The following is a 20,022-nucleotide window of genomic DNA, read 5'->3' as shown; positions in this document are numbered from 1 at the left end:
CAAATAATTGGAGATTGTACGTAGATTAATTTCTACGTTCTATTTCATCTCGAATTTTAGCAGCATTTTCATACTCTTCATTTTCAAGTGACTCGTTCAGTTTTGAGGTAAGTTCTGACATGGTAAACTCTGAAAGCGGTTTTGCCCCTTCAACTTTTACTGTCACCGTTTTCTTAGGTTTTTCTTCTTGCTCGCTTTCGTCCCCAATATCCTCGGTATTTACGCCAGCTTCGTCTAGTACATGTCGGGTGGTATATATAGGAGCATTAAACCTCAAAGCAATTGCTATGGCATCTGAAGGTCTAGAATCAATGTTTTTTTGACGAATACCATCAGAACAAACTATTTTTGAATAGAAAACACCGTCATCTATGTTTGTAATTAATATTTCTTCGACCGTGTAGTCAAAAGAACTAGAAAATGACACAAATAAATCATGCGTTAACGGTCTTTTTGATTCAATGTTTTCAGAAGCAATGGCTATGGCCTGAGCTTCAAACATTCCAATGATAATAGGTAAACGAAGATTTCCACCTTCTTCGCCCAGTACCATAGTAAAAGAACCTGCCTGAACTTGGCTAGGTGATATATCGAGTATTTCTAGTTTTATTTTATCCACTGCACAAATATAAAAAGACTCCTTTAACCTTCTACTGAAACTGAGATTTCAAATTTAGCTTTCTTTCCTTCTTTCAGAATAATCAAGCCTTCTTCGTTATTAAAAGCATTTGTATTACACGATTGCGGCTCTATAGCTATGCAGTCTCTACTAGCTGGAGTATATAATACAAAATAATTTAACTTATTCTTTCCGGTCTTCTGGCTTACCTTAAGCTTTTTCTTTTTCCAACGAAGTTCTATTTCAGAAACGTCTGTGTCTTTCTCAAAAAAATAGACATTATCCAAAATGGTATTTTTTAATTTGACTACTTCAGAACGCTCAACTTCAAATTCACTTGTTGGAATATACCTATCGTTAAGTTCAATTTTCCTTCTTCTTGGCACCTTGACTGTCATATCGCCAATAGCACAACTGTTAAAACCAAAATAAGGATGCCAAGCAAACCCCATTGGCATATTTCCATTACCTGAGTTTAGCACATCCACTGTAAGGTTTAAAGTATTTTCTTTCAGTGTATAAGTAACTGTAAATTGGAAGGGGAAGGGGTAACCTTCTTTGTAACCATCATAATTATACTGAGCCACCAATTTACTCGCTGTATGTGAAATTAAGTCAAAACTTTCAAAGGCAATAAAGCCATGAATTGCGTTATGACTATCAATATCGTTTAACTCTAAGGTATATTCCTTTTCTTCAAAAGTATAAGTACCATCTTTAATTCTATTAGGAAAAGGAAATAAGAGTGCGGATGGGTAGCCCTTTTTTGGGTCATCTTCTTTTAACGGATATTTTATTACATCTTCTCCGCCAAGGTGTAGTCCAGTAATAGTAGCACCTTGTGATAGATCTATTTCTACAGTACTCCCTATTTTATTTTTAAGTATTAGATTCGCCATGTAAGTATTTTTGCGGTGCAAAAATAGAAATAATCCCCTTAGTAGAAACTTAAAATCTTCTTAAAAAGAAAGAGGGCACCATATAAATTTCATAGAATGAGGTTTGATATTTTTTTTTAAGTTTCAAAGGCATGGTTTTGAGTGATTTACATGTAACCTTCTACACCAAGGCCAAAAAGGGAGAAATCGTATTTTACTGGGTCATTAGGGTCAAAGCTTTTTAAATTTTCGGTTAATTCTGTGGCCATATTCCAATTTGGTTTAGGTAATTGGATTAATCCGAGCTTTCTAGCTACACGTTCTACATGTACATCACATGGGCACACTAGCTGGCTAGGTTTTATCTTATTCCAGATGCCAAAGTCTACACCATTATTGTCTTTCCTAACCATCCATCGGAGGTACATGTTAATTCTTTTACAAGCAGATTTTTTCAATGGAGACGCTATGTGTTTGGTAGTTCGGGCGGGGGAATCCTCAAGCTCAAAGAAGGTTTCTCTGAAATGAATGAGCCCTTTCTCTATAGATGCGTCACTTTCTTTTATTGCCTTTGAAAACACACCTTCTAGACCTTCATGGTTTTCGTAAATATTACGCAAAGACTCCATAAAATAAAGGCAGTCTGTACCATTAAAAGTCCGATGTTTAAAAGCTTCAAATGGCATTAAATCTTGAGGTTCAAAACTGGTAATAAACTCATGCGGAGCATTATCCATCAATTCTAAAAGTTCAACGCATTTATTGATAATGGTTTTACGCTGTCCCCAAGCCAATATTGATGCAAAGAAACCTGCAATTTCGATGTCTTCTTTATTAGAAAATTTGTGAGGAATAGAAATTGGGTCGTTCGGAATAAAGTTAGGACGATTGAAATGAATGTATTTTTCGTCTAAAAGATCCTTTAATTCTTCAAATGGCAACATCAATCCTTATTCCCTTTAGAACTTAATAGTTTAACTATCAAGGTAGATAACCTCGAGAATACAGAAAGAAACGCGGTTAATATGTACGAAAAAACCGTAATGATAGGATAGAATAGCCCAAAAACTATATTCCAGATAATACGCTTGAATTTTTCCAATTAGTTGACGTTAGGAGCTACAAAGTATGCCACTTCTGCTCTGAATTTAATGTCTTTAGGGTTTAACTTGTAAAAAGCCGTAGGCGAAAGCCTTACAATAGTATTGGCATTATTTCCAGTATCAGGAAGTTTACCAATCACCTTAACCACTATGCGGTCACCAGTAGCTTCATTTTTTACGGTCATAAGCGAACCCAAAGGAGCTGTTTTGTGTAAGGCAAGCATTCTGGTAGAACTTCTGTCGGTTGAGATTAACTCGGCAATACCAATTTCACTTATTTTTTCGCCCATAGGGGCGTTCGGAACTACAAATTTTTCTGGTATCTTATTGTCTGGAAATCTACTTGAAACACTTTTTGCAATATGTTCTTCGTAATTTTTTAGCGAACTTCTAATTATTAAAGTTTGCCCGATACTGATTTCGTTTTCTTGAATTTTGTTGATAGACTTTAATTTTTCAATATCAACATTGTACTGCTTGCTAATGCTGTATAGCGTTTCTTTAGCTCGAACGTGGTGCACAGTACTTATTTCTCCCTCGGTATTAACCTCAGAAGCTTTTCTGCTACTTACTATGGACGTATTTGGCACAGCGGTAGGGAACTTTATAATTTGATTGACATAAATATTGCTACTACCGTGAAGGGATGGGTTTGCACTAAAAACTTCATCTGCTGTGCAATTATATTTGCGAAGCAGGCTATAAAGTGTTTCATCCGAACTAACTTTGTGCTCTAGAAATTTTTTATTGCTGTCGTTTTGAGACACCAAAGAATCGTTAGGAATAGTGATTGTCGCAAAAACTTGCGAACAGAGCAGTAAGCTCAAAATCGTTGCAGTGAGTGTTTTCATTTTATTAGGAAGCATTATTGTAACAAATGTAAAGAATTTATCCATTTAAGGTGGTGTAGGAGCCCGAAAAAAAACAAATCTTGTATATTTAAAACTTCCAAATTTAAAGAATATTGAAAATACTAGGAATTATTCCAGCACGATACGCATCTACTCGATTTCCAGGAAAACCATTAGTGGATGTAGGAGGGAAAACACTCATTCAACGGGTGTATGAACAAAGTATCAAATCAGACCTTATTGCAGACCTAGTGGTGGCTACAGATGATATTAGAATTAAAGATCATGTGGAGTCTTTTGGTGGAAAAGCTCTTTTGACATCGGAAACTCACCCAAGTGGAACCGACCGCTGTGCTGAGGCGTACCTTCAGTTGAAAATTGATAATGACTATGACTATATCTTAAATATTCAAGGTGATGAACCTTTTATAAGAACGGAACTTATAGACGAGGTTATTGATCTTTTAGATTTCAAAACGGAAATAGCAACGGCGGTAAAAAGAATAAAGGACTTAGAGACTCTAGAAGACGCTAATGTGGTAAAGGCTGTGCTCACTATGAGAAAGCAAGCTCTATATTTTAGTAGACAAGCTATCCCTTTTGTTAGAGGTGTGGAAAGGGAAGATTGGTTAGAGCATGGAGAGTTTTTTAAGCATATAGGAATTTATGCCTTTAGAAATGACGTGTTAGAACAAATAGTAAAGTTACCAACCAATGTTTTGGAGAATACCGAAAAACTTGAACAACTGAGATGGATAGGTTACGGGTATAAAATTATGGTCAAAGAGACTGAGTATGATAGTGTTGGAATTGACACGCCAGAAGATTTGAAAGGTTTAGGCTTTAAGCAGCAATAAAACGGCGGTTTTAGTCATTATTATTAGCAATAAAACTAAAGTAAATAAGCTACTAAATTATGAATAGATATTCGATACTGTGGGCAGACGATGAGATAGACCTACTAAAACCATATATTGTTTTTTTAGAAGGCAAGGGATATGATGTGACTCCAGTACCAAGTGGCTCTGATGCATTAGATAAGGTTCAAAATAACAATTATGATATTGTTTTCTTAGATGAAATGATGGCCGGAATGAGTGGCCTAGATACGCTAGCTGAGATTAAGAAAATTAAGCCTTCTATTCCATGTGTGATGATTACAAAATCAGAGGAAGAGCACATTATGGAAGAGGCAATCGGCTCCAAGATAGCTGATTACCTGATTAAGCCAATTAATCCAAATCAGATTTTGATGTCGGTTAAGAAGCTTTTGGATAATAAGAGATTAGTTTCTGAAAAAACTAACTCCAGTTACTCGCAAGAATTCAGAAATTTGGCAATGCAGTATAATGACCACATTGACCATGATGAGTGGGCTGACATTTACAAGAAACTTGTTTATTGGGAGCTAGAGTTAGAAAAATCTTCCGATAAGTCTATGGAAGAAGTTTTTGAAATGCAAAAGGTGGAAGCCAATAATAAATTCTCTCAATTTATAGAAGATAACTATGAAGATTGGATTTGTAACCCGAACATTGATAGGCCAGTAATGTCGCATCATTTGATGAAGAAGAATGTTTTTCCACTTTTGGAAGATAATTCTCCCTTATTCTTTCTTCTGATTGATAATTTTAGGCTTGACCAATGGCAAGTTATTAGAGATGTTTTGACGGAGTATTTTACGGTTGAAACCGAAGAAACGTATTATTCTATTGTGCCTACGGCAACATCTTATGCTCGTAATGCAATTTTCTCAGGTATGACGCCTTTAGAAATGTCAAAAAAGCATCCAGACTTATGGGTAAATGACGAAGGAGATAATGAAGATGGGCTTAATAAGAATGAGAAGGAGTTTTTAGAAAGGCAATTGAAAAAAGCCAATAAGAAAATTAGATATTCTTATCATAAGATTATTACTAATGCCCACGGCAAATCATTGAATGATAATTTCAATAATATGCTTCAAAACGATTTAAACTGCATTGTTTATAATTTTGTGGATATGCTTTCTCATGCAAGAACAGATTCAGCTATGATTAAGCAGCTGGCTCCTGATGAAGCCGCTTACCGTTCTATTACTAAATCTTGGTTAGAGCACTCTACGTTGCTTGATTTATTGAAAATGATTTCAGAAAGCAAGGCTCGTTTAGTAATCACAACAGACCATGGTATGGTTCGTGTTAAAAATCCGAAGAAGATAGTGGGAGACAGAAATGTCAACACCAATTTGCGTTATAAGCAAGGGAAAAACCTGAATCTTACTGATAAGAAAGACCATGTAATAGAAGTAAGAAGACCTGACGATTTTGGATTACCAAGTCCTAATGTTTCTACTTCATATTTTTTTACTACTGACGACCATTTCTTTGCTTACCCAAATAACTACAATTATTATGTAAGTCACTATAAAGATACTTTCCAGCATGGAGGAGTGTCAATGGAAGAAATGATTATCCCCTTTGTTTATTTAAAAGCTAAGTAATGCGTTATTTTTTAGTTCTAGTAGTGCTTATCGGATTTAAGGCAAATGCTCAAGAAGTGGATAAGGGCTCCTGGTACGTACATTTAGTTTCAGGTTCTGCTACAGGCGAATACAAAACCTACCTAGATAATTTTAATAGGAAAACCTCCAAAATTGGATTTGATGGAGGTTTTCTTTTTAATCTTCAGCGAAAGTCAGGTATTAATTCGCCAGTGCAAATAGGAGCAGAGGTGGGCTTTATGCCTTGGGGAACAGACCCCGTCGACAGTCAAATAGGAGGTAGCTTTAGCAATAGTCACAGGTCTTTCTGGATAAATGGCGTGGTTCGTTATAGGCCAATTTTAGCTGCGAGTAAAATAAATCCTTTCTTTGATTTATTTATGGGACCGGAGTTCGTAAATTCTACCATAACCGAGGTACTGTCTACAGACGAAACAACCAACATTATTAAAGTAGCCAAAACCACTAAGAATTATGGACTAGGGGCTGGTTTAGGTATAAAAAGAGAAAACAGAAACGGGGAGCTCCGTTATATTGATATCGGATTTTATTATCAATATGCCGAAAAGGTGAGAAGCATAAGAAGGAATTCTGCTTTTATACTTTCTGATGGTACCACAGATTATATAGAGACTATCATTAAGCCCACCACTATTCAGGTGAAACTAGGATTTACAGGTTTTCTGTAAGGTCGCTTAGGGTTCCTTTGTCACAAAAAACTGTTCTTTTCGGGAAACGTTCTATAAGCTCTAAGTCGTGAGTAGCCATTAAAACAGCGGTGCCTGAATCCTGATTAATTTTCAAGAAAAGTTTCAATATTTCTATTGATTTTTCTGGGTCTAAATTTCCTGTTGGCTCATCGGCCATTAGAATTTGTGGATTATTCAAAAGGGCTCTTGCTATCGCAATTCGCTGCTGTTCTCCACCAGAAAGCTGATGAGGCATTTTCTCTAGAATTTCTGGCATTCCTACCAAAACCATTACTTCGGCTATTCTAGCATTAATTTCATACTCTTCTTTCCAGCCCATAGCTTTCATAAAGAATACCAAATTCTTCTTAATATTTCTGTCGGTCAAAAGCTGGAAATCTTGAAACACAATTCCTATTTGCCTTCTCAACATTGGGATTTCTTTTCTGGTGATTTCATGAAGGTTATAACCTGCTACAGTAGCTCTGCCTTTTTCTAGCCATAAGTCGGCATAGAGGGTTTTCAGAAGCGACGATTTCCCGCTTCCAGTTTTACCAATCATAAATACAAACTCGCCTTCATTGATATTTAAATTAACATCAGACAGGATTAAGTTCTCTTTTTGATAGATGTCGGCGTTGCTTACAGAAATTACCATAAAAAAAGGTTCAAGTTTAATAGACACAAAGATAAACTTTGGCATCTATTTCTTGAACCTTCTTAAGAAATTAATCTTATAAAGACTATCCGTTTACTTTAGCGTGGTCAGCTAAGAATTTAGCTAAACCGCTATCTGTAAGAGGATGCTTGGCTAAAGCCATGATAGCAGAAAGTGGCCCTGTCATTACATCAGCACCAATTTTAGCACACTCTAAAATATGCATTGGGTGACGTACAGAAGCAGCTAGAATCTGGGTTGGGTAGCCGTAATTATCAAAAATCAATCTGATATCTTCAATTAACTGAAGACCATCAGTAGAAATATCATCTAAACGTCCTATAAAAGGCGATACATACGTAGCACCTGCTTTGGCAGCTAAAAGAGCTTGACCTGCAGAGAATACTAAGGTACAGTTAGTTCTAATTCCTTTTTCCGTGAAGTATTTTATAGCTTTAATTCCTTCAGGTATCATAGGAACCTTTACTACTATTTGCTCGTGAAGTTTTACTAAAGCTTCTCCTTCTCTAACTATTCCTTCAAAATCAGTAGAAATAACTTCAGCACTTACGTCGCCATCTACTATTTCGCAAATTGCCTTATAGTGATTGTTTACGTTTTCTGCTCCGCCAATTCCCTCTTTGGCCATTAATGATGGATTAGTGGTTACACCATCTAAAACACCTAAGTCTTGAGCATCTTGAATATCTTTTAAACTTGCGGTATCAATAAAGAATTTCATGTGAAAAATGTATGATAGGTTTGAAATAAAAAAAAGTAGAGAAAAAAAAATGGCAAATTCACCGCTCAACCACCTACCCTTGCTGCCTTCCGGCCCTGGGGGATTCAGCAGGAGCTGGTAATTTGCCGCCACAAAAGTAGTACTTTCTCTTATCTAGCCCAATGATTGACTAGATAATTTCATAAAAATATTTTGTTGCCATTTTGAGACTCCTTTAATAGATTAAAACTCAGGATTTTGAAGTTTCAAAGGCTTTGATTTACTAATTTTGCCTTAGAATTGATAATAAATTATGGCTTACAAAAATATAATACTCTGGCTCTCAGTTCTTATAATGGTGCTTTCTGCCATAGTCCAATTGAACGATCCAGATCCTTTTACTTGGATAGCGGCATATTTGCTAGTTGCATTTCTCGGATTTAGGAAAATTAGAGGAAATACCACGGATTCTTATTGGGCAGTAGCCATAATTTATCTCATTTGGGGAATTAATCAGTTTCCTCCAGAGTGGGAGGGTGTTTTACTAGATCAAGTGGGCATGAAAACGCTTAACATTGAATTAGGAAGAGAATCTTTAGGGCTCATTATTTGTGCAGCCGTTTTAACCATTTACAGTTTTATAGATAAGAAATGAAAAACTTACTTCTTTTTGCATTCCAGTTTATATTTCTAGCTGGCTTTTCTCAATGGAGCAAATTAGATTCCAAACCCAACCCTTTAGGAATTGAAAATAATTCAGAATTTGATGCGGAGTATACCTCAGATGAATTTGGTAATACTTACTACTGCTGGACGGACAACCGAAATGGTAAAGGAGAACTCTTTGTTCAAAAATTAAACAAATTTGGTGAAGCCCAATGGGAATCTAACGGGGTGAAAGTAGGAACGGTAGAAGACGCCGTCAATTATACATTAACCCTTAAGAGCATGTACCTCTTAAGTAGTGGCGACCTTATGGTGGCTTGGCATAAAGTAGTCAATCCTAGTTCTACTACCCAGAAAGAGGTGCATTATAACTTTATTAGTGCCTCTGGAGTTACGGTATTAGCTCAAAGTAAAAAAATAAACGTGGACAGAGTGGTTACTAATTCAGATGTAACTATGGGAACTTTGGCTATTTCGGAAGTTGCAGCGAACAAAATTAAAGTAGTGTTTAATACAGGATTAGGTTCAGGTGCAAATTCCATAGTTGGAGTACATATGGACTTGTCTGGAGTAATAGAAGGTAACTGGTTTCTGATTGATGAAACATATTTTGAAGGTTCAAAGGTTGCGTTTGATGAGACTAACAAAAGATTGATTGTTCTAATAAATAAAGGTTTTGGAAACTACAAAATATCGAGTTACGATAAAGACAATCAGCAATTGTTTTCAAACGACAGTTTTATTCAAAACCCATTTCCAGGAGAATCCAGGTTTGATGACTTTACTGTAGTAAATGGACAGGTAATAATTGGGAGAACTTTGAAGTCTGATGCGGGGAGAAAGGTTATAGCACAACGTTTGGACGAGAGTTTAAATAATGTTTGGGGAGCTGGTGGAGTACAGCTGGGTACTTCTGACAGTTACGATATTCATGCAAGTTTAAATGAAGATGGTGGTGGCTCTGTGGCTTGGATAGAGCCTGGGGCTGTTCATAGGATGATGTCAGCTAGGTTTAATGCTGCTGGAAATGTTTTATGGCAGAAGCAAATTTATGCTGTACAACCAGGTAAAAACTATGTGGTACCAAATAAGTACGCTTCGGATGGTAAAAACGGTTTGTATAATCTTTGGTTTACCTCAAAGTCAGGCGGGTATGATTTATCTATACAGCATATTGATGGAGACGGAAATCAAATATTTGGAGAAACAGGTAAATCAATAACAGCATTTAATTGGTACGGAGTTTTTAGAATTTTACCGCATATAGATGGAGGAGTGATTGCACTTTATTCTGGAACTAATGCCGATATAGGTGCAAATGAAACCTATAACCTTTATACTAATTACATTTCGGCGAACGGAGAGTTTGGATTAGACCAGAAGTTGGCCGCTTCAATTAATAAAGAAGTTTACTGCCCTCAAGAAACTATTGTAGCCACTTTAGAGGAGGGTAATTATACCGCTACTGTAAATCAGGGAGAGGATTCCTACACACTAATGCAGGGAGATGCGTATAATGAGTTTGTGCTAGACTCGCTTTTAGGAGATGGTTCTTACAGCATAACCTTTACAAATCAGAGCGGTTTGTCTTCTGAGCCAATTTCTTTTTCGATTCAAGAACTCGCAAAGCCTATATTGTCTGGCGATATATTAGAGAAATGTGCTGAAACAGATAATACCCTTGCCCTAAATGGACAATGTGACCGAGGAAACTTACTATGGTCTACTGCGGAAACAACTAACCAGATACAGGTATCGCCATCGGCGTCAACTAGTTTTACAGCAACTTGTAGCTTAGAAGGCTGTCAAACCACAGAACCAACAAGTATTGATATTAATGTAATCACTGTAAATGCTCAGGCAAATAGCGGTGGTGAATATAATGAAGGTCAAACTATAGAATTAAGTGCCTCTGGCGGAGATACTTATTCTTGGTCTGGACCAAATGGCTTTACATCCGACTTGCAGAATCCAAGCATTCCGAATGCTCTCTTAACACATGGCGGAAGCTACGAAGTTATAGTAGGTTCAAATGCTGGCTGCTCTGCCTTAGCAAGTACCCAAGTTACCGTAAGAAAAGTTTTAGGTGTAGAGAAATCATCATTAGGATTAAAGATTTATCCTAACCCAGCATCAGAAGTACTTAAGTATGCTGAAAATATTAGTATAAAAGATGTTTCTGTGATTAATACCGCAGGAGAGAAATTTAAATTATACTTTGACAAAACGCAACGAATAATAAAAATCTCTGAGCTTTCGGCTGGAGCATATATCCTTAGAATAAGAAATGCAGACGACTCTTATTCCTTCTCACGTTTTGTCAAAATTTGATATTTTACTTTATAATTCTGTCCAAAAATTTCTCTGTTTCTTGTTGAACAGTTTCAACATCTTCGGATAGTACCCAAGAGGCTAGTACATGATTATTAGCCTCTGGGAAAGCCATCTTAGTTTTATCCGTACTTCCTAAGTCGTCAAACATTTCTAGCATGGCAGGTACGGAAACTACGTTATCTTGATGGGCCTCATCTTTGTAATAATAACCCATAAACACAGGGCACTTTACAGCATTAAAAGTTTCTGGAGTCATAGCATGCGTGAGGAAGTTTTGCAAAGCTACCACACCTTCTAACCTGTAATGCATGGTCCAGTATTTTGGCTGGTCATCATTTTTTGGAGTAATATCATTAAAAGGTTTTCCTTGAATTAGCTCGGCCAAATCTCTTCCCCATGGGTTATCAATAAGTTCGGCATTATCGTCATATATTTTAATACATGGCGAATAAAGAACTACAGCTTCTATTTCGGGATGTTTAGAAGCTAAGAATGTAGTTAAAGCACCACCTGCCGATGTTCCTACTAAAATGACCTTTTGACCTATTTTTTTGCCAATAGCTAATGCCTCTTCTGCAGAGGCAATGTAATCATCAGCATTCATGTTTGCCATGGTTTCATCGCCAAGGTCTATACCATGTTCTGAAAGCCGAGCTTTGTATAAATTAGCATTATATTTTTTAGCCAAGTTTTCATGAACAGGAGCTCCTTCTATGTGAGACGCAGAAAACCCATGAATATAAACTATAGCGTAGGCAGTAACGGTTTTTGCGGAGTCATCGGCCCAAACAAATTCGGCTTTGTTTGCGGTTCTAATTCCAGGTATGATGGCTTCTCTTTCTGAAATGAATTTTTCCAAATCATCAAGCTTAGAAGGAAGTTTGAAATTGTAAGTTTGGTTTAAATCTGGGGCTATAGGTTTTGGGCCGTTTATATAAAAAGCGTAACCGATGCCTATTAAAGCTAGTAAAATAATTAAGGTCTTTTTCATTATTAGGGTTTAGTTGATGAGTTTAAAAACGAAAGTTAAGAATTACTTTGATTTTTACGGTCCTAATTTTCTGGCCCCGTTTTATAATAGAGTTTAGTTTTTTTTACTCATGCTACTTTTTAAAGTAAGATTTAAGCCAAGAATCTTTATCAAATGTTTAATGATACCAATGAAACTCTACAAAGATTTTCTTTGTAAAACTTAAAGGCTCAAAAGTAGCTATCAGAAGCCTCTAACACTTTGCCTATTGCTTGCTTCTAATTAAATTAGAAATCCTCAGTTTAAACATTTTTCAGTTTTACTTCTAACTAAGTATTTAACAGCGAAAATAGTTTGGTCAAAAAAGAATAGGTTTGAGAAATATACAAAAGCGGGCTAAAAACTAATCACTTAAATGGTTTTAGCTTATCCATGTCAAAATGCTTTTGACCTGATATTCATGGCCGTGGAACATTTGTGAGAAAAATCGTGGAACAAAAGTTTGCAATGCCATCTTTTAAGAAGAAATTTGTGGAGAATTATGGCGAAAACATACATTATTTCTAATAATGCCAGCAAATCTGGTAAAACCACCACAGCTTTTAATTTGGCGTTGTGCTTTGCGGCAATGGGCAAAAAGACCCTACTTGTAGGGACAGATAAAAGCTGGGTTAATAGTTTGCTTAATCCTAAAAATAGTGATGATGTAATATACATATCACCGTTTATGAGCTTTTGTCAAATGGATGCTTTTGATACTGTTAAATTTGATGAGTTTCAATTTATTCTGGTAGATGCAAGCATAAATAGTTTTGACAAGGTAACGGAGCGGTTGGGCTCAGAAAGCAAACTAATTGTTCCTGTAGAAGCAGAGTATTATGGTCTGAATAGTTTGAAACCTTTCTTTCAAAAAGTTTCGGAGTTAAAGATAGAACTGGAGGGAATTATTCCAGTAATGCTAAGAAAGGATTCAAAACCGAGTGAAAATGCAGTGTTAAATTTGACAGAGTATTTTGGTACATCAGTTTTTGAGCCAGCTATTCAGCGAAATTATTATTTGGCAAGACAAAAAGATTTTAAGACCTTTTCTCAAAGTAAAATGACAGAGAAGGCAGCCGTTACTTATTTAAATTTAGCAAATAACCTTTTAGATATAAATAGATGAAACAGCGAAGAGGACTTGGTAGAGGTTTAGGAGCGTTATTACCTGAAAAGGAAGTAGAAGAAAAGAAAGAAGAAAAAGCCGTACTCAGTACGGATATAGCTTTGACGGCTATTGAAACTAACCCTTACCAACCAAGAACGCATTTTGATAAGGAGGCTTTACAAGAGTTGGCCGATTCTATTAGAACCCAAGGAATAATTCAACCAATTACGGTGAGAGAAATTTCTGAAGGAAAATATCAGCTGATTTCTGGAGAGCGACGTTTGCAGGCTTCTAAACTGGCCAATTTAAAAAATATTCCTGCCTATATCAGAACGGCGGATAGTCAGCAAATGCTAGAAATGGCATTGATAGAGAATATTCAAAGAGAAAACTTAAACGCCATAGAGATAGCTCAGAGCTATCAAAGACTTATGGTGGACTGTAGTTTAAATTTGGAAGACCTAGGCGATAGAGTAGGTAAGAAACGCTCTACGGTTAATAATTACCTACGTTTGCTAAAGTTGCCGGCGGAGGTTCAGGAAGGATTGCGAGAAAAAGCTATTTCAATGGGGCACGCTAGAGCCATTTTGGGTTTAGACGATGAGGCCATGATGTCAAAGGTTTTTAAAAAGGCCGTGACAGACCAGCTTTCTGTAAGAAAAATAGAGGAGTGGGTAAGAACTATTAATCAAAAAGAAGTAGAAGAAAAAGCACCTAAGAAAGTGTCGACCTTAAGGAATGAGCACTTAAACCTTCAGGAGAGCCTGGCTTCGTGGTTTGGAACTAAAGTTTTGGTGAAGTCTGATGCAAAAAGCAAAGGTGAAATTAAGATTCCGTTCAAATCGACAGAACAATTGGAAGAAATATTAAACAGGCTCAAAAAGAAGTAGAATTTTATGGTCTGCTATTCCGTTTTATACCCCTATGAGGTCTTTTAATCTTTTATTTTTCTTTCTATTGAGTTTTACCGCCCTTGGGCAAAAAGACTCTACAGTGATTCAATTAGATTCACTGGTTAAAAATGTGGAGTTAAAGTCGAAAGATACCTCAAAAGTATTTCTGAAAACATTGGCTAAAACATTCGGCTTTCAGCCTTATGAGCCAGACGAAAAGCCAAAGATTGCTTTTGTTCGTTCGTTGTTTTTGCCTGGTTGGGGACAATATACCAATAGAGATTATTGGAAAATGGGTTTGGTATACGGAGCAGCAGGAGCTGGTTGGTATTTTGGAGCACATACTAATAATATAAGATACCAAAAGTATTTAGGTCACTACAGCCGTGCTACGCTTCTTAGCAGAGGCTTGGTTTTTTATGAAGGAACTACCATTACTTCTACCAATGCTGTACCTTCTGCTGGTTTTGAGTTTTTCTTGTCAAATGATGCCGATAACAGTACTTTTTACTTACAAGATACCGAAGGAAACCAATTTGTCTTGTTGGCTCAAAATGGAGAAGTTGACGGTTTTGTAGAAGACTACTATATAGCTCAAAGTACTGAAAACGATGATGTGGTTGGTGCGTTTAGCACAGCTACTTTTAAATCTGCCAAAGACCAGTATCGAAGATGGCGAGATGCCTCTATTATAGGTTTTGCTGCGGGTTGGTTGTTCTTTGCTTTAGAAGCTAATGTGGCAGCCCATTTAAAGTCTTTTGATGTGTCAGATGATATATCATGGCGAGTTTCACCAGCAGGGCCCGAAACTTTCGGTATGCATGCTTCTGGCGTTAAAGTGGCTTTTAGTTTTAAATGAAATCCTTTCGCGTTTGGGTTTGCTTAGGAATGTTTGACGATGTTTGTTTTAGAATTTTAGAAAATATAAAAGATGAAAATTGCACTGTTAGGTTATGGGAAAATGGGAAAGGTTATAGAGCAAATAGCTTTAGACCGAGGCCATGAGATTTCTTTTAAAATAGATGTTTCTAATTTGACCGATAGGGAAAAGATGAGTCCTGAAAATACGGATGTGGTGATTGAGTTTAGCTCGCCAGCATCAGCCTATGAAAACTTGAAGTTTTGTATGTCAAAGGGTTTGAAAACGGTTTCAGGAACTACAGGCTGGTTAGAACACAGAACGGAAATTGAAAGCCTTTGCACAGCAAACGATACTACTTTCTTTTACGCCAGTAATTATAGTGTAGGGGTAAACCTATTTTTTCAGCTAAATAAGCAATTAGCAAAATTGATGAATGGGCAGCCACAATATGAAATTACAAGCTCCGAAATTCATCATACTGAAAAACTAGATTCACCTAGCGGAACAGCCATTACATTGGCCGAAGGCATTATGGAAAACAATGAATCTAAAAAGTCTTGGGTTAATCAGGCCATTCCTAAAGCAGACGAAGTTCCTATCTGGAGTTTGCGTGAAGGGAAGGTTCCGGGAACGCACACTATCAAGTATATTTCTGATGTAGATGAGATTGAGATTAGGCATGAAGCCAAGAGCAGACAGGGTTTTGCACTAGGTGCAGTAATAGCTGCAGAATGGGTCAAAAATCAGAAAGGTGTAGTGGGAATGGATGAAATGCTTGGTTTTTAGCCTCAATATTGACCCTTCCTACAATTTTTAAGGTATTATTGAAATAATTAAATTAGTTTCGCCCAAATTTTAATAGCTAAATGGCAACAGAAGAAGTAAAGAAAAAGAAAGGTCCAATCAGAGAATGGTTTGATTCTGTATTATTTGCGGTAGTAGCCGCCACTTTAATAAGATGGCTGCTTTTGGAGGCATACACCATCCCTACAGGCTCTATGGAAAAAAGCTTGTTGGTTAATGATTTCTTGTTTGTGAGCAAGGTGCATTACGGTACTCGTACACCAGGAACTATCTTACAAGTTCCTCTTACGCACCAAAAAATCTGGTTTACAGATATCCCTTCGTATTCTACAGCAATACAATTACCAAACTACAGACTACCAGGCTTTACCAGCGTAAAGAATAATGATGTGGTGGTTTTTAACTATCCAGGTTGCCCTGAAAGACCAGACCAATTTGGTGGTTTTGACAAATACCCCGTAGACCTAAGAACGAACTATATTAAAAGGTGTATTGGAATAGCTGGAGATGTGGTAAGTATTAAAGATGCTCAGGTTTATGTTAACGATAAAGCTGTGGAAGACCCAGACGGGCTTCAAAAATGGTATACCGTAGAAAGTAATACGAATATCAATCCTAATCTTTGGAAAAAGTATGATGTTACAGAACGTGGCTCAGGAACGCAAGATGGCAAATACTATTACGCCATAAACGCTACTGAAAGTGCTGTTGATAATCTTAATGGACTTGATTTTATTTCTAATATCTACCCAGATATCATAGAAGCAGGTGACGAAACTACACCCTATAAAACCTTCCCTTATAAACCGGAATTGATGAACTGGAACAGAGATAACTTTGGCCCAGTAACTATTCCTAAAAAGGGTATGACTGTAGACCTTAACGACGAAAAGAACTTTGCTCTTTATAAAGGTGTAATCACCACTTTTGACCATAATGATAATGCGGAGGTTAAAGACGGTAAAATCTACATTGATGGTTCTTCTATAACAGAATATACATTTAAACAAGATTACTACTTCATGATGGGTGATAACCGTTATGAGTCTGACGATAGCCGTTTCTGGGGCTTTGTACCTGCTGACCATATCGTAGGTAAAGCAGTATTTATCTGGATGTCTATTGATGCGGAAGGAACCTTCCTTAATAAAATCAGATGGAAAAGATTATTCAGTTTGATTAAGTAAAACTGAAACCATTTATACAGAAAACGACCTCCAAAAGAGGTCGTTTTTTTTATGTTAAAAGATGGAGCTGCGTTTGTTAATTTTCAGGTAAGGCGTCGAACTCTTTTCTTTTATTGTTAAACCACTCCATCATTGCATTGGGCGATTGCATCAATTCTCCCATTTTGTTCATTGCTTCTAAATGTACTTTATCACCGTTTTGGAACATTTCAGTACCATGAGCTTTGCTCATTTCGGCAATTTCATCAAATGTAGCGGCGTGAAATTCTTTGTCGCACGCTCCTCCCAGCTGTTTGCAGGTCATTGTTTTCATATTCTTATATTTTATTGTTTGGTGTTTTTTAATAGTTCGTCTAGTCTGTTAAATACAGAACCCCAGCCGTTCATTATGCCCATTTTCTCTTGTTGGATTTTGTATTCTTCTGTAGGGTGAATCACATTAAAAGTAAAGTCTGTTTTATCGCCATTTTCTTTAAAGAGCGATTGTATTTCCACTCCCTCGGTCATGGGTCTAAAATTGGCTGATGAAATAATTTTCTTGAGTTTTACTATTTCGGTGTATTGGCCTTCTGCAGTAAATTCCTGACCGTTTGGCATTGGCATAATGTATTTCCATTTTCCGCCTACACTAAAATCGTGCTCTATTACCTTAGTCTCTATTCCCTTTGGACTCCACCATTTGGCAATGTGCTCCGCCTGTGTCCATGCCTCCCACACCAATTCAATGGGGGCGTTAAAGGTTCTATTGATTGATATTGTTCTATTACTCGGTTGTTCCATTCTCTTTCGTTTTGGATTGTAGTTCGTATAAGTACTTTTCAAATGAGTCTAATTTGCCTTCCCATAGTTTGCGGTATTGCTCTATCCACATAAAGGCAGGAATTAAGTTTTTGGCTTGTATGTAACAAAACCGTTCTCTGCCGTCTTTTTTATAATCGATTATTTCACATTCCTTTAAAATCTTTAAATGTTTAGAAATGGCGGGTCGGCTAATTTCAAATTTCTCGGCTATTGAGTTTACCGAAAGTGATTCCTCTGCCAATAATTCAATAATGTCCCTTCTTACAGGGTCGGCAATGGCCTGAAAAACGTCCCTTCGCATAATTTTATGTAGCTAATTGGTTACAAATCTATGCGTAATCGTTTGGTTACGCAAATGTTTCGACATTATTTTCGATATGACCGATTAAAATATGGTTTTAGATTAATAAGAAAGGAGTTAACTACCAGACTATAGGCTGCTTATCTAAGTTTTTTAGATAGGTGTTACACTGCGAAAAGTGCTTTTGACCAAACCAACCGCCAAAGTTGGCTGCCAAAGGGGAGGGGTGTCTGGCTTTTAAAACCAAGTGTTTAGTTTGGTCAATTAGTTTTCCCTTGTTTTGGGCATAATTGCCCCAAAGCATAAATACTACACCTTCTTTTTCTTTGTTAATGTGGTCAATAACAGCATCTGTAAAATTTTCCCAACCTTTTTTTTGATGCGAACCAGCTTGGTTTGCTCTCACACTAAGGGTAGCGTTAAGAAGTAAAACACCCTGATTAGCCCAAGCTTGTAAACTTCCAGAATCTGGAATTTCTTTTCCTATATCGTCCTTTAGTTCTTTGAAAATATTTTTTAAAGAAGGGGGTAAAGGCACGCCATCATTTACAGAAAAGCAAAGCCCATGAGCTTGATTGGGACCATGGTAGGGGTCTTGCCCTAAAATGACTACTTTTACGTCATCAAAAGGGCAGCTGTCAAAAGCATTGAAGATTAGTTTTGCCGGCGGATAGCAGCGAGTTTGAGCGTACTCTTGTCTTACAAATTGGATTAAATTTTCAAAGTAATCTTTGTTAAATTCCTTACTTAAAACCTCTTTCCAAGAGCTCTCTATTTTTACATCCATACTAATGGTATGTTGGGTACGTTTTTTGAATAAGCTAAATTAGTTATTTTTGTGTTTAGAAATTATAAATAATGGTTACTGCAGTTACAGAAGGTATTAAAGTGAGCGTAAAAACGAAGTATCAACCGTACTACTCAAGTGTACGTCAGATGAACTTTGTGTTTGCTTATGAAATATCTATTGAAAACAATAGCCAGTATACTATACAGCTTCTAAAAAGACATTGGCATATAGTGGATGCTAATGGTTATAAAAGAGAAGTTAAAGGTGATGGTGTGATTGGCGTACAGCCCATAATAGAGCCAGGTCAAAACCATAAATATGTGTCTGGCTGTAACCTTACTACCATGTTGGGCAAAATGTACGGTACATTTTTAATGGAAAGACAGCTTGACGGAAAACGCATAGAAGTGGATATTCCTGAGTTTAATCTCATGACACCGTTTTCTCAAAATTAATGGTTGCTGATTTTCTGAAACATGCTTTAAAAGCTACCAATGAGCATGGTCTTCATTCTCCTTTTTTATTCGAGTTTTATCGTGATGTTATAAAAGACAAATCGTTGCCTTTTGATGATACCGATATTATAAGACTAAGAAATCAACTTCTTTCTGACCCAAGAGAAATTAAGATTAATGATTTAGGTGCTGGCTCAAAACACTCTAATAAAAGTCATAAAAAAGTAGCAGATATAGCCAAGACAGCTAAAAAGTCAAAGAAGTGGGCAAGTATCTTGGCTAGAATCATTGCCAAATATGATTATAAGACTGTGGTGGAGTTTGGAACCTCTTTAGGAGTAACTACCGCCATGCTGGCAAAAGCTACCAAATACGGCAAAGTATATACATTTGAAGGCTGTGCTAATACCATGACCATAGCAAAAGAGGGTTTTAAAACCTTAGGTTTAAATAATATTACCCCACTTTTAGGCGATATAGATGATTCGCTACAGAATTGTTCTAGCCAACTTCCTACCTTAGATTTTGTGTTTTTTGATGCCAATCATCAGTATGAACCTACAATGCGTTATTTCAAACGCTGCCTAGAAAAATCGCATGAAAATAGCTGTTTTATTTTTGATGACATTTACTGGTCAGAAGGTATGAAACAGGCTTGGGAAGAGATAAAGGCTCATTCAGAAGTGACTATCAGCCTCGACTTTTTCCAACTCGGAATAGTTTTCTTCAGAAAGAATCAGCCCAAGCAAAACTTTGTATTAAGGGCATAAAATATAGATTAGAACATTATTGAGAGCATTATAAAGCCCTG

23 protein-coding genes and 1 other RNA gene are annotated in these 20,022 nt (G+C 36.7%); 12 read left to right on the top strand and 12 right to left on the bottom strand.

Features of this window, described 5'->3' with window-relative positions; all coding sequences use genetic code 11:
• Positions 1 to 25 precede the first annotated feature (25 nt).
• The 4 genes from AADJ06_RS06560 to AADJ06_RS06545 form a co-directional block, all read right to left on the bottom strand.
• Entirely contained in the window at positions 26 to 619 is a 594-nt protein-coding gene (locus AADJ06_RS06560) for a bifunctional nuclease family protein (RefSeq protein ID WP_341225611.1), read from the bottom strand.
• A 23-nt stretch (positions 620 to 642) separates the two neighbouring features.
• Entirely contained in the window at positions 643 to 1,518 is an 876-nt protein-coding gene (locus tag AADJ06_RS06555) for an aldose 1-epimerase (protein ID WP_341225610.1), read from the bottom strand.
• A 146-nt stretch (positions 1,519 to 1,664) separates the two neighbouring features.
• A complete protein-coding gene (locus AADJ06_RS06550) occupies positions 1,665 to 2,441 on the bottom strand; it encodes a TIGR02757 family protein (RefSeq protein ID WP_341225609.1) in 777 nt (258 codons plus the stop codon).
• 158 nt (positions 2,442 to 2,599) lie between these two features.
• Positions 2,600 to 3,451, bottom strand: a complete 852-nt coding sequence (locus tag AADJ06_RS06545; RefSeq protein WP_341225608.1) for a LysM peptidoglycan-binding domain-containing protein — start codon at positions 3,449 to 3,451, stop codon at positions 2,600 to 2,602.
• A gap of 113 nt (positions 3,452 to 3,564) precedes the next feature.
• Here AADJ06_RS06545 and kdsB point away from each other — a divergent pair, with 113 nt between their 5' ends.
• The 3 genes from kdsB to AADJ06_RS06530 are packed head-to-tail and all read left to right on the top strand — an operon-like array spanning position 3,565 to position 6,622.
• Positions 3,565 to 4,308, top strand: coding sequence for a 3-deoxy-manno-octulosonate cytidylyltransferase (gene kdsB / locus AADJ06_RS06540; protein WP_341225607.1), 744 nt, complete (start codon positions 3,565 to 3,567; stop codon positions 4,306 to 4,308).
• Positions 4,309 to 4,367: 59 nt separating this feature from the next.
• Positions 4,368 to 5,933 (top strand): PglZ domain-containing protein, encoded by a 1,566-nt coding sequence (locus AADJ06_RS06535; protein ID WP_341225606.1) that lies wholly within the window; start codon positions 4,368 to 4,370, stop codon positions 5,931 to 5,933.
• Positions 5,933 to 6,622 (top strand): hypothetical protein, encoded by a 690-nt coding sequence (locus tag AADJ06_RS06530; protein WP_341225605.1) that lies wholly within the window; start codon positions 5,933 to 5,935, stop codon positions 6,620 to 6,622. Before AADJ06_RS06535 ends, AADJ06_RS06530 begins: the two co-directional genes overlap by 1 nt.
• Here AADJ06_RS06530 and AADJ06_RS06525 read toward each other — a convergent pair.
• From AADJ06_RS06525 to ffs, 3 genes are all read right to left on the bottom strand, one after another.
• The gene (locus AADJ06_RS06525; protein ID WP_341225604.1) at positions 6,606 to 7,325 is read right to left on the bottom strand and encodes an ATP-binding cassette domain-containing protein; all 720 of its coding nucleotides are present in this window, start codon (positions 7,323 to 7,325) and stop codon (positions 6,606 to 6,608) included. The genes AADJ06_RS06530 and AADJ06_RS06525 overlap by 17 nt on opposite strands.
• 40 nt (positions 7,326 to 7,365) lie before the next feature.
• On the bottom strand, positions 7,366 to 8,022 hold the full coding sequence (gene fsa / locus AADJ06_RS06520; RefSeq protein ID WP_341225603.1) for a fructose-6-phosphate aldolase: 657 nt from the start codon (positions 8,020 to 8,022) through the stop codon (positions 7,366 to 7,368).
• A 45-nt stretch (positions 8,023 to 8,067) separates the two neighbouring features.
• An RNA gene (gene ffs / locus AADJ06_RS06515) (signal recognition particle sRNA small type) lies at positions 8,068 to 8,152 on the bottom strand.
• 162 nt (positions 8,153 to 8,314) lie between these two features.
• On the opposite strand from ffs, the gene AADJ06_RS06510 reads away from it, so the two are divergent.
• Both AADJ06_RS06510 and AADJ06_RS06505 read left to right on the top strand, forming a co-directional pair.
• Positions 8,315 to 8,656, top strand: a complete 342-nt coding sequence (locus AADJ06_RS06510; protein ID WP_341225602.1) for a transmembrane 220 family protein — start codon at positions 8,315 to 8,317, stop codon at positions 8,654 to 8,656.
• On the top strand, positions 8,653 to 10,998 hold the full coding sequence (locus AADJ06_RS06505; RefSeq protein WP_341225601.1) for a T9SS type A sorting domain-containing protein: 2,346 nt from the start codon (positions 8,653 to 8,655) through the stop codon (positions 10,996 to 10,998). The genes AADJ06_RS06510 and AADJ06_RS06505 overlap by 4 nt, the downstream gene beginning before the upstream one ends.
• A 4-nt stretch (positions 10,999 to 11,002) precedes the next feature.
• Here the strand turns inward: AADJ06_RS06505 and AADJ06_RS06500 are convergent, their stop codons facing one another.
• Complete coding sequence (locus AADJ06_RS06500) at positions 11,003 to 11,992, bottom strand: alpha/beta hydrolase (protein ID WP_341225600.1); 990 nt, start codon at positions 11,990 to 11,992, stop codon at positions 11,003 to 11,005.
• Positions 11,993 to 12,512: 520 nt separating this feature from the next.
• On the opposite strand from AADJ06_RS06500, the gene AADJ06_RS06495 reads away from it, so the two are divergent.
• The 5 genes from AADJ06_RS06495 (at position 12,513) to lepB (ending at position 16,864) form a co-directional block, all read left to right on the top strand.
• On the top strand, positions 12,513 to 13,136 hold the full coding sequence (locus tag AADJ06_RS06495) for a hypothetical protein (RefSeq protein WP_341225599.1): 624 nt from the start codon (positions 12,513 to 12,515) through the stop codon (positions 13,134 to 13,136).
• Positions 13,133 to 14,008 carry a ParB/RepB/Spo0J family partition protein gene (locus AADJ06_RS06490; RefSeq protein ID WP_341225598.1) on the top strand — a complete coding sequence of 292 codons (876 nt, stop codon included), beginning with the start codon at positions 13,133 to 13,135 and terminating at the stop codon, positions 14,006 to 14,008. The genes AADJ06_RS06495 and AADJ06_RS06490 overlap by 4 nt, the downstream gene beginning before the upstream one ends.
• A gap of 34 nt (positions 14,009 to 14,042) precedes the next feature.
• Positions 14,043 to 14,870 carry a DUF5683 domain-containing protein gene (locus AADJ06_RS06485; RefSeq protein ID WP_341225597.1) on the top strand — a complete coding sequence of 276 codons (828 nt, stop codon included), beginning with the start codon at positions 14,043 to 14,045 and terminating at the stop codon, positions 14,868 to 14,870.
• Between the two features lie 72 nt (positions 14,871 to 14,942).
• Complete coding sequence (gene dapB / locus AADJ06_RS06480; RefSeq protein WP_341225596.1) at positions 14,943 to 15,659, top strand: 4-hydroxy-tetrahydrodipicolinate reductase; 717 nt, start codon at positions 14,943 to 14,945, stop codon at positions 15,657 to 15,659.
• An 80-nt stretch (positions 15,660 to 15,739) separates the two neighbouring features.
• Positions 15,740 to 16,864 (top strand): signal peptidase I, encoded by a 1,125-nt coding sequence (gene lepB, locus AADJ06_RS06475; RefSeq protein WP_341225595.1) that lies wholly within the window; start codon positions 15,740 to 15,742, stop codon positions 16,862 to 16,864.
• Positions 16,865 to 16,940: 76 nt separating this feature from the next.
• Here lepB and AADJ06_RS06470 read toward each other — a convergent pair whose 3' ends face one another.
• The 4 genes from AADJ06_RS06470 to ung form a co-directional block, all read right to left on the bottom strand.
• A complete protein-coding gene (locus tag AADJ06_RS06470; protein WP_341225594.1) occupies positions 16,941 to 17,177 on the bottom strand; it encodes a DUF1059 domain-containing protein in 237 nt (78 codons plus the stop codon).
• 11 nt (positions 17,178 to 17,188) lie between these two features.
• On the bottom strand, positions 17,189 to 17,644 hold the full coding sequence (locus tag AADJ06_RS06465; protein ID WP_341225593.1) for an SRPBCC domain-containing protein: 456 nt from the start codon (positions 17,642 to 17,644) through the stop codon (positions 17,189 to 17,191).
• The gene (locus AADJ06_RS06460) at positions 17,628 to 17,966 is read right to left on the bottom strand and encodes a metalloregulator ArsR/SmtB family transcription factor (protein WP_341225592.1); all 339 of its coding nucleotides are present in this window, start codon (positions 17,964 to 17,966) and stop codon (positions 17,628 to 17,630) included. The genes AADJ06_RS06465 and AADJ06_RS06460 overlap by 17 nt, the downstream gene beginning before the upstream one ends.
• A 121-nt stretch (positions 17,967 to 18,087) precedes the next feature.
• On the bottom strand, positions 18,088 to 18,753 hold the full coding sequence (gene ung / locus AADJ06_RS06455) for a uracil-DNA glycosylase (RefSeq protein WP_341225591.1): 666 nt from the start codon (positions 18,751 to 18,753) through the stop codon (positions 18,088 to 18,090).
• A 71-nt stretch (positions 18,754 to 18,824) separates the two neighbouring features.
• Between ung and apaG the strand changes: the two genes are divergently transcribed.
• Together apaG and AADJ06_RS06445 are read left to right on the top strand one after the other, a co-directional pair.
• The gene (apaG, locus tag AADJ06_RS06450) at positions 18,825 to 19,211 is read left to right on the top strand and encodes a Co2+/Mg2+ efflux protein ApaG (RefSeq protein WP_341225590.1); all 387 of its coding nucleotides are present in this window, start codon (positions 18,825 to 18,827) and stop codon (positions 19,209 to 19,211) included.
• Positions 19,211 to 19,981 carry a class I SAM-dependent methyltransferase gene (locus AADJ06_RS06445; RefSeq protein ID WP_341225589.1) on the top strand — a complete coding sequence of 257 codons (771 nt, stop codon included), beginning with the start codon at positions 19,211 to 19,213 and terminating at the stop codon, positions 19,979 to 19,981. Before apaG ends, AADJ06_RS06445 begins: the two co-directional genes overlap by 1 nt.
• Positions 19,982 to 20,022: the final 41 nt, after the last annotated feature.

Source organism: uncultured Arcticibacterium sp., from assembly GCF_964021845.1.
Classification (GTDB): Bacteria; Bacteroidota; Bacteroidia; order Cytophagales; family Spirosomataceae; genus Arcticibacterium.
This window is presented reverse-complemented; position numbering and strand designations above follow the sequence as displayed.